The following is a 6,655-nucleotide window of genomic DNA, read 5'->3' as shown; positions in this document are numbered from 1 at the left end:
GGGGGGGGGGCCCCCGGCCGTGGGGGGGGCGGCCGGGGGCGGGGGGGGGGGGGTCCCCCGGGGGGGGGGGGTGCCCGCCCCGGCACCCCGGCCCCCTCCCGCGCGTGCGGACCGCGGCGGGGGCTGCCGCGGTCGACCGCGGACCTAGAGCGGCAGGCCGCTGATGCTGCCGCCGTTCACGCCGCCCAGCAGGCCGCCGACCGGGCCGAGCGAGTTGGTGAGGCCGGACAGCGGGTTGTTCGGGCCGAGGTCGGCGCCGCCGAGCCGGTTGGCCGAACCGTGCTCGGCCAGGCCGAGGACGTCGGTGGCGGGCAGGCCGCCGGGCAGCGCGTGTTCGACCGAGCCGAGCGGCAGGGCGCGCTCCACGGCGCTGGTGGGCAGCGCGCCGGTGAGGGCGTCGGTGCCGGGGACGGCGCCGGAGAGCTTCTCGGCGCCGGGCACCGCGTGGGCGAGCGCACCGGCCTGGCCGAGGCCGCCGACCGGGCTGCTGCCGGCGTTGGCGCTGCGGGTGCCCATGCCCTTGCCGGTGACGGCCTCGCCGAGCTTGCCCGCGAGCGCCGAGGCGACCCTCGGGGTGACGGCGGAGAGCTGGCCGGTGGTGGCGGCGGTCTGGTCCACCGGGGCGGTCAGCGAGCTGGCCTTCTCGTTCGCCTCGGGGAGCTGGTGGGCGACGATGTTCCCGGCCGCGTCGGCGGAGGCCGGTACGCCGGCGGCGACGGTGGCCGCGCCGGTGGTGCCGGCGGCCTGGCCGAGCTGGTGGGTGGTGTGCTGCAGGGTGGAACCGGTGTCGGTGTTGGTCAGCTGGCCCAGCGGCGCCGCGAGGTCGCTCTTGGGAAGCAGGGCGTCCCCGCCCAGGGCGGACGCGGAGCCGGCCGCGACCAGCGGGGTCGCTCCGGCGGCCACGACGAGCGCGGCCTGGGCGATCCGGCGCGTGAGGGGGTGAGACATGAGGCTCCTCGAAGGGGTCTGGGTCCGTCCCGTCCGCCGGGTGGACGATCCGGGTGCGGACGGGACCTGGCGGACGACGTTGTTACCGCTTGAGAAGCCAGAAGGTTTCGGCCGGAGCAAGGAACGCGCCTGACCGACCATCGGATCGTACGACCGCAGCAGGCGTCCGTCCCGGCCCCGCGGGAGGCCGTCGGGCCGCCCCGGGCAAGGGGAGTGACGGTTCTCCGGCCGGGGTTGCCGGAACGGGCGGCCGGTCCACCGCGGTTGACCGGAATCACCCGTCCGGCGGCTACCCGAACGTGAGTGCGTCAGCCCTTTCCGTACGGCGCCAGGGTGACCTGGACGAGCTTGGTCGACGTCCCCGAGGTCTGGGTCTGCCAGCCGTCCTCGGACTCGGACTTGCGCCAGATCTTCCCGTCGTAGGCGACCGTCGCGATGCCCAGCTGCTGGGCCTGGGCGACCGCCCAGTGGGCCACCTCCCAGCCGCTGGCCCGCTCGGCGGACGCCCCGGCGTCGGCCCCGGCGTCCGCCGAGGTGGTCAGCGCGGCGGCGGCCGGGTCCGGGGTCAGCGCGACGGCGTTCTCCGCGCCCTTGATCGTCGAGGCGTAGCCGGCCGCCGGGTTGACCGTCTTGCCGAACTCCCGGCGCACCCGGTCGGACAGCACCTGGGTGCGGTCCGGCTGCGCGGCCGGGGCGGACGTCGCGCCCGCCGTCGGCGACGGCGAGTCGGCCGGGTCCGGCTTGGCGTAGTCCTTCACCACGCAGGTGAACGAGGCGGGCTCCCGGCCGGCCAGCGCCGAGGTGAGCAGCGTCGCCTTGGTCTCGTGCTTGGCGTACGCCTGCGGGTAGCCGCTCTTCTGCACCGCCTGGGCCGCGTCGGTCAGCGGCAGCCGGGTGTAGCCGGGCACCTTGACCAGACCGTCCAGGAACTTGTTGGTCGCGTACACCGGGTCCGCGATCTGCTCCGGGGTGCCCCAGCCCATCGAGGGCCGCTGCTGGAACAGGCCGATCGAGTCCCGGTCGCCGCCCGCGAGGTTGCGCAGCTTGGACTCCTGCATCGCGGTCGCCAGCGAGATCGCCGTCGCCCGGTCCGGCAGGCCCCGGGAACGCGCCACCGCGGCGATCGTCGCCGCGTTGGCGGCCTGCGGCAGCTCCAGCGTGCCGCTGCCGGCGGCCGTCTTCACGGAGCACTCCTCCGTGGCGCCCTGCCGGAAACCGAACCACCAGATCCCGACCACCGCCAGGCCCGCGACCATCGCCAGGCCGATCAGCCCGACCAGCACGAGCAACAGCGCGCGGACCGGACCACGACGGCGGGGCGCCTCTTCGTCGCCCAGCTCGTCGCCCAGCTCCTCGCTGTTCCTTCTCCTGGCCACCGTCGCCCCTCTCGCGCCCGCCTTCTTGATCCGACACCGTACCCACTCGGACGGATGTGCGGCGCATTCCGGTTGCCGGTCCGCGGGCGTTCCCGGTCACAGGACGACCACGCGGAGTGCCGATCCGACGGCACTAGGCTGACGTCATGAGCAGCCCGAACCCGACGCCCCTGGACCTGACCCTCGACGGCGGCACGCTGACCGCGCGCCTCGTCGACTTCCCCTCGGTGAGCGGCGACGAGCAGGCGCTCGCCGACGCCGTCGAGGCCGCCCTGCGCGGCTACCCGCACCTGACCGTGGACCGCTACGGCAACAACGTGGTCGCCCGGACGAACCTGGGCCGCGCCGAGCGCGTCGTGCTGGCCGGCCACCTGGACACCGTGCCGATCGCCGACAACCTGCCCTCGTACGTCGACGGCGACCTGCTCTACGGCTGCGGCACCTCCGACATGAAGTCCGGCGTGGCCGTGGCGCTGCGCCTCGCCGCCACCCTGACCGAGCCCAACCGCGACCTCACCTACGTGTTCTACGACTGCGAGGAGGTGGAGGCCTCCCGCAACGGCCTCGGCCACCTCGCCAAGGACCGCCCGGACTGGCTGGCCGCCGACTTCGCGGTGCTGATGGAGCCCAGCGGGGCCATGGTCGAGGGCGGCTGCCAGGGCACCCTGCGGGCGCAGGTCCGGCTCAGCGGCGTGCGCGCCCACGCGGCCCGCAGCTGGCTCGGCGACAACGCCATCCACCACGCCGCCGAGGCGCTCACCCGGCTGGCCGACTACCGGCCGCGCCGGGTGGAGATCGACGGCCTGGAGTACCGCGAGGGCCTCAACGCGGTGCGGATCGACGGCGGCGTGGCCGGCAACGTGATCCCGGACGAGTGCGTCATCACGGTCAACTTCCGCTACGCGCCGGACCGCAGCGAGGCCGAGGCGGAGAAGCACGTCCGCGAGGTCTTCGACGGCTTCGAGCTGACCGTGACCGACTTCGCCCCCGGCGCCCTCCCCGGCCTCTCCCAGCCCGCCGCCAAGGCCTTCCTGGCGGCCACCGGCGGCCAGGCCCGGGCCAAGTTCGGCTGGACCGACGTCGCCCGGTTCAGCGCGCTCGGCGTCCCGGCGGTCAACTACGGGCCGGGCGACCCGAACTTCGCGCACAAGCGGGACGAGCACTGCTCGCTGAGCGCCATCGCCGAGACCGAGGACCGCCTGCGGGCCTGGCTGACCAGCTGAATCGAAAGCGTTCGCGGTCGGTCCCCGGGGCGGTCGAACGCCATCTTCCGGTTGCCCAACCGACCTTCCCCCGTTGCCTGAAATCGGGGGAAGGTCGGCGTAGGGTTTCGTCATGACAGGCACAGGAGACGACAAGCAGTACGGACACGGCCCCGAGCAGGTCGGCGTGCCGCGGAAGAAGAAGGCCTGGCCCGAGAAGCAGAAGGGCCCGGTGCTCGTGCGCCGGGACCAGGTCGGCACCAGCACCACGGACCAGCGCCTGCTGGACACCACGGGCCCCACCGACTGGCTGCACACCGATCCCTGGCGGGTGCTGCGGATCACCTCCGAGTTCGTCGAGGGCTTCGGCGCCCTCGCCGAACTCCCGCCCGCGATCAGCGTGTTCGGCTCGGCCCGGACCCCGGCCGACTCGCCCGAGTACGAGGCCGGGGTGGCCATCGGCCGGGCCCTCGCCGAGGCCGGCTACGCGGTGATCACCGGCGGCGGCCCGGGCGCGATGGAGGCCGCCAACCGCGGCGCCACGGAGGCCGGCGGCCTCAGCGTCGGGCTCGGCATCGAGCTGCCCTTCGAGCAGGGCCTCAACGAGTTCGTCGACCTCGGGCTGAACTTCCGTTACTTCTTCGTCCGCAAGACGATGTTCGTGAAGTACGCCCAGGGCTTCGTGGTGCTGCCCGGCGGGCTCGGCACGCTGGACGAGCTGTTCGAGGCGCTCACCCTGGTGCAGACGAAGAAGGTCACCCGCTTCCCGGTGATCCTCTTCGGCAGCGCCTACTGGGGCGGCCTCTACGAGTGGTTGAAGAACACCCTGGTCGCGCAGGGCAAGGCGGCCCCGCGCGACCTGGAGCTGTTCCACATCACGGACGAGATCGACGAGGTGCTGAAGATCCTCGCCGACGCCCGCCGGCCCGCGAACGAGATCTAGCGGGGGGCACGCGAGCGACGACCGTCGGCACCGGGTCCGAGCGCCCCGGAGGCGAGCCGAGCGCAAAAAGAGGGATTCCTAGGCCAGCCCCCGGCGGGCGACCGCCGGGGGGCGGGTGCCCCGGATCGAGGCGACCATGTCCAGCACCTGGCGGGTCTCCTCGACCTGGTGCACCCGGTAGACGCGGGCGCCCAGCCAGGCCGAGACCGCCGTGGTGGCCAGGGTGCCGAGCAGCCGCTCGTCCACCGGCCGGTCCAGGGTCTCGCCGACGAAGTCCTTGTTGGAGAGCGACACCAGCACCGGGAAGCCGGTCGCGGTCATCTCCGGCAGCCGCCGGGTCGCCTCCAGCGAGTGCCGGGTGTTCTTGCCGAAGTCGTGCCCCGGGTCGATGATCACCGCGTCCCGGCGGACGCCCAGGCCCACCGCCCGCTCGGCCAGCCCGACGGTGACCCGCAGGATGTCCGCCATCACGTCCTCGTACCCGGCCCGGTGCGGCCGGGTGCGCGGCTCGGCGCCGCCCGCGTGGGTGCAGACCAGCCCGGCGTCGTACCGGGCGGCCACCTCGGCGAGCTTCGGGTCGACCCCGCCCCAGGCGTCGTTCAGCAGGTCCGCGCCGGCCTCGCAGACCGCCTCGCCGACCTCGTGCCGCCAGGTGTCCACGCTGATCACCGCCCCGGGGTGGCGCTTGCGCAGCTCGGCCACGAACGGCACGGTGCGCCGCAGTTCCTCCTCGACCGTGACCTCGTCGCCCGGCCCGGCCTTCACCCCGCCGATGTCCAGGATCGCCGCGCCCTGCGCCATCGCGCGGTCGGCGGCGGCGAACGCGGCCTCGTCCGCGAAGGTCGCCCCCTTGTCGAAGAACGAGTCCGGGGTCCGGTTCACGATCGCCATGATCACCAGCTCGTCGTCACCGAATTCGCGCGGTCCCAGGCGCAGTGCCACCGATGTCTCCTCCACAGCTGCTGCGGGTGCGATGATGGCCCCCGGCCTCACTAGGGACCATGCTGTCATGATCAGCCCGGTTCCCTGGCCCCTCGGAGGAGGCCGACCGGGAGTTCGGGAGGACAGCTCGTGTTCTGGGTGATCGTGGTCGCCATGGCCGTGGTGGTCGGCGGCGCCGCGCTGGTTGCGCTCGGTGGGGGCGGCTCGATGCCGGAGGCGGTGCCGGACCGCATCGCCGCGCGGCTGCCGCAGGACCGCCCGCTGAGCAAGACGGACGTGGACGAGCTGCGCCTGCCGATGGCCGTGCGCGGTTACCGGATGGACGAGGTGGACGACGTCCTGGACCGCCTCGGCGCCGAACTCGCCTACCGCGACGCACGGATCGCCGAACTGGAGGCCGCGGCCCACCTGCGCGGTGCGGTCGAGGCCACCGGCGCCCCCGACCCGGCCGCCGAACCGCTGCCCGGCCTGGAGCAGTTCGCCACGGTGGTCGAGCCCGCCGTCGCGCTCACCAAGCCGCAGGCCCCCGAGGACGCGAAGCCGGTGGAGGACCGGTGACCGGGGCGCCGGGTGGCACCGTGCTCGGCGCGGACGGCCTGCGCCGCTGCGGCTGGGGCGACTCCACCGACGACTACCGGGTCTACCACGACACCGAGTGGGGCCGGCCCGTGCACGGCGACGACGCCCTGTTCGAACGGGTCTGCCTGGAGGCCTTCCAGTCCGGCCTGTCCTGGCTGACCATCCTGCGCCGCCGGGAGGGCTTCCGGGCCGCGTTCGCCGGCTTCGAGATCGGCAAGGTCGCCGAGTTCGGCGAGGCCGACGAGGAGCGGCTGCTCGCCGACACCGGGATCATCCGCAACCGCGCCAAGATCCGGGCGGCGATCGCCAACGCCCGGGTCGCCCGCGACCTGGACGGCGGTCTGGACGCGCTGATCTGGCAGTTCGCCGTCGACCCGGACCGGCCGGCCCCCCGCACGATCGCTGAGGTGCCGGCCGTCACGCCCGAGTCGACGGCGCTGGCCAAGACGCTCAAGAAGGCGGGCTTCCGCTTCGTCGGCCCGACCACCGCCTACGCCCTGATGCAGGCCTGCGGCCTGGTCGACGACCACCTGGCGGACTGCCACGTCCGCACCGGCGGTCGCCGAGCCCGCTAGGGCCTGTCCGGCGGATCTTGCCAGGCGCGCGACGCCGGGCATCCCGCCTGGACGCACGCCCGAATCGCCCAAGTACGTCCAGTACGAGGC

Annotated in this window: 7 protein-coding genes; 4 read left to right on the top strand and 3 right to left on the bottom strand. The window is 74.2% G+C overall.

What is annotated here, in order from left to right; all coding sequences use genetic code 11:
- Positions 1–144: 144 nt before the first annotated feature.
- Positions 145–948, bottom strand: a complete 804-nt coding sequence (locus ACFXPX_RS09805; protein WP_380640428.1) for a hypothetical protein — start codon at positions 946–948, stop codon at positions 145–147.
- 308 nt (positions 949–1,256) lie between these two features.
- The gene (locus tag ACFXPX_RS09800) at positions 1,257–2,324 is read right to left on the bottom strand and encodes a hypothetical protein (RefSeq protein WP_375884770.1); all 1,068 of its coding nucleotides are present in this window, start codon (positions 2,322–2,324) and stop codon (positions 1,257–1,259) included.
- Positions 2,325–2,470: 146 nt separating this feature from the next.
- On the opposite strand from ACFXPX_RS09800, the gene dapE reads away from it, so the two are divergent.
- Positions 2,471–3,547: a succinyl-diaminopimelate desuccinylase gene (dapE, locus tag ACFXPX_RS09795; RefSeq protein WP_375884773.1), complete on the top strand. Its 1,077-nt coding sequence runs from the start codon at positions 2,471–2,473 to the stop codon at positions 3,545–3,547.
- Positions 3,548–3,659: 112 nt separating this feature from the next.
- On the top strand, positions 3,660–4,469 hold the full coding sequence (locus tag ACFXPX_RS09790) for a TIGR00730 family Rossman fold protein (RefSeq protein WP_375884776.1): 810 nt from the start codon (positions 3,660–3,662) through the stop codon (positions 4,467–4,469).
- A gap of 78 nt (positions 4,470–4,547) precedes the next feature.
- On the opposite strand, the gene folP is transcribed toward ACFXPX_RS09790, so the two are convergent.
- The gene (gene folP / locus ACFXPX_RS09785) at positions 4,548–5,360 is read right to left on the bottom strand and encodes a dihydropteroate synthase (protein ID WP_380401966.1); all 813 of its coding nucleotides are present in this window, start codon (positions 5,358–5,360) and stop codon (positions 4,548–4,550) included.
- A 180-nt stretch (positions 5,361–5,540) separates the two neighbouring features.
- On the opposite strand from folP, the gene ACFXPX_RS09780 reads away from it, so the two are divergent.
- A complete protein-coding gene (locus ACFXPX_RS09780) occupies positions 5,541–5,969 on the top strand; it encodes a DivIVA domain-containing protein (protein ID WP_375884778.1) in 429 nt (142 codons plus the stop codon).
- Positions 5,966–6,565, top strand: coding sequence for a DNA-3-methyladenine glycosylase I (locus ACFXPX_RS09775; protein ID WP_375884781.1), 600 nt, complete (start codon positions 5,966–5,968; stop codon positions 6,563–6,565). Before ACFXPX_RS09780 ends, ACFXPX_RS09775 begins: the two co-directional genes overlap by 4 nt.
- Positions 6,566–6,655 lie beyond the last annotated feature (90 nt).

It is taken from the genome of Kitasatospora sp. NPDC059146, from assembly GCF_042786665.1.
In the GTDB taxonomy this organism is placed as follows: Bacteria; Actinomycetota; Actinomycetes; order Streptomycetales; family Streptomycetaceae; genus Kitasatospora.
The sequence above is the reverse complement of the archived record's forward strand: the minus strand, read 5'-3'. Positions and strand labels throughout refer to the sequence as shown.